General features: G+C 60.2%; 2 protein-coding genes and 1 pseudogene. 1 reads left to right on the plus strand and 2 read right to left on the minus strand.

All coding sequences use genetic code 11. The features are described 5' to 3' along the window. On the plus strand, positions 1-1,107 hold a 1,107-nt coding region (locus U9R81_RS01755), incomplete at its 5' end, for a glycerate kinase type-2 family protein (protein WP_322493822.1). A gap of 75 nt (positions 1,108-1,182) precedes the next feature. Here the strand turns inward: U9R81_RS01755 and U9R81_RS01760 are convergent. After that, on the minus strand, positions 1,183-1,608 hold the full coding sequence (locus U9R81_RS01760) for a hypothetical protein (protein WP_322493823.1): 426 nt from the start codon (positions 1,606-1,608) through the stop codon (positions 1,183-1,185). A gap of 261 nt (positions 1,609-1,869) precedes the next feature. Continuing rightward, positions 1,870-2,422, minus strand: a pseudogene (locus tag U9R81_RS01765) (GHMP kinase); the annotation flags it as partial.

The raw sequence follows: 2,422 nt of genomic DNA on the forward strand, positions 1-2,422 counted from the left end.
CTCAGCGGCGGGATCGTCGTGGTGAAAGACGACGGCGCGCCATTGCCGGCGATTCCCGGCGTGACACTCGTGCAGGCGGCCCATCCGACCCCTGACGAGCGCAGCGTTGTTGCCGGGCAGCAGATTGCGGATCTCTTGACTCAAGCCGATGAACGTGATCTGGTCATTGCCCTGATTTCGGGCGGCGGGTCGGCCTTGCTCAATCTGCCGGTTCCCGGCGTCACTCTCGCCGATCTGCAGCGATTGACCGCCGAATTGCTCGCCTGTGGCGCGCCGATTGGTGCGATCAATACCCTGCGCAAGCACCTTGACCGGCTCAAAGGCGGCGGGTTGGCCCGGTTGGCGGCTCCGGCGACGCTGATCACGCTGATCCTCTCTGATGTAGTTGGGAGTCCACTCGATGTGATCGCCTCTGGCCCGACGGTCGCCGATCCGACCACGTTTGCCGATGCGTTGGCGCTGCTCGATCACTACGAACTGTGCAATCGGTGTCCGCCGGCGATCCGTGCTTACCTGACGGCGGGTGCGCGCGGCGAACAGCCAGAGACGCTCAAGCCGGGTGATCCGGTGTTGGCGAAGGGGCAGCATATATTGATCGGGAGCAATGTGCAAGCGGCGCACGCTGCCTTAGCCGCAGCGCAGGCCGCCGGTTTTCATACTCTCTTGCTCACCACCTCGCTGGAGGGAGAGGCGCGCGAGGTGGGGAAGGTGCTGGCCGCGATTGCCCGTGAGATTGCTACCAGTGGCCATCCGTTAGCTCGTCCGGCCTGTGTGATCGCTGGCGGCGAAACGACTGTTACGCTGCGGGGAACGGGATTTGGCGGGCGCAATCAAGAATTGGCGTTGAGTGCCGCACTGGCGCTAGAGGGTTTGGCCGATGCGGCGGTGATTGCGCTGGCCACCGATGGCGGCGATGGCCCGACCGATGCCGCCGGCGCGGTGGCAACCGGTGCGACGGTAGCGCGAGCGCGGGCCTTGGGTCTTGATCCACTCGACCATCTGCGCCGCAACGATGCCTACCGCTTCTTTGCCGCGCTTGATGACCTCTTGCGGCCCGGCCCAACCGGGACGAATGTGAATGATTTAGCGTTGGTGGTGGTGGGGTAGGCGCAGGGTTATTGCTGGCTGAAGCGCTGGCTGCGCCGTTGCAGATCGGTGACGATTGCTTCGATCTCGACGAGATCAGAGAGGGTAATATATGCGGATAATGTTTGCAAGAGCGCCGTCATGTCTGGCCGATAGTATATAGATGAGGGTAGCAATATCGTTTTCGTACAACCCAATTCGGGCGAAGTTGCCTTGCCGGTAAAGCAAGGGCAGCGCATAAAGTTCAAGCAACAACAAACCCTCAGCAGTCACAATCGGCACGGTTTGTTCAAGGAGTGCAACCGGTTGGACATACCGGCGGTAGACATGCCGGAACAACGCATTGCGCGTCAAGAGAATATCCACCGGTAATTCGGCAAATATCGCCCGGACAAAATCGTTGTCTTGCTGCAAGATGGTCAGTTCCGGCAGCTTTTTCAAGGCCATCGCCGCCATTACAACATCGAGATCGTGGGTGTTGCCTCCTTGCACATAGTGCAGTAGCGCAACGCCGCCAGCCAATGCATACTTAATTTGTCGTTGGGTTAAGAGCGTGAAAAAACGCTAGCAATGAGTGAGCCTGCTGACACCATCTCGCCTTGCCAATCCCGCCAGCGTTGGGTATTGAACGCAAGCGCATGGTATACGATTTCGCCAATCTGGGTCGCGCTGGATAAGCCCATATTTCCCTGCCAGACCTTCTCTGTAAAATCGAAGGCGGGTGGGACGCGCAGGAATACGACAGTATGCATCCCTGCGCGTCATCATGTGCTTTTGCGATGCCTACGACAGTTCGCTGAGCGCCTCTTCCACCGTGATTAGATGGACTGGGCCGCCGATCGGGGCTTGGACGGTTTCTAACCCCAAGCCCAAATCGTGGATAGCCGCCGTCACCGAGGGGGCGAGATCGCGGCGGGTGATGAAGACCACGGTCGGGCCGGTATCGGTGCTTGCATACACCGGCACGCCACGGGCGCGCAGATCGTTGCAAAGCCGGAACAGCGTGATATTTTCCGGCTCCCACCCAATAATCTTCTGCTCGCGCGAACCAGACATCGTGACGCCGTGCAGGCGCATGCTGTCGAGTTCGGCCAATTGGCCGATGGTTTGCCAATCGCCGCGGCGGGCAGCGGCGATGCACTCGCGTACCTCCTCGCCGCGCGAACGCATCCATGCGCGGAAGAAGATACTGTTAGGCGCATCGTGATGAGCCTGTTCGGTCTTCAAACCGACCCGCGAGTCAATCGGCACCGTAATCAACGCGACATCCTCCAGCTCGTGGTCTTGGTCAAGGCGGACAGCGAAGCTTTCCGCCGGCGGAAAGCTTCGCTGTCCG

The sequence above is a fragment of the Chloroflexus sp. genome, from assembly GCF_034435895.1.
Classification (GTDB): Bacteria; Chloroflexota; Chloroflexia; order Chloroflexales; family Chloroflexaceae; genus Chloroflexus.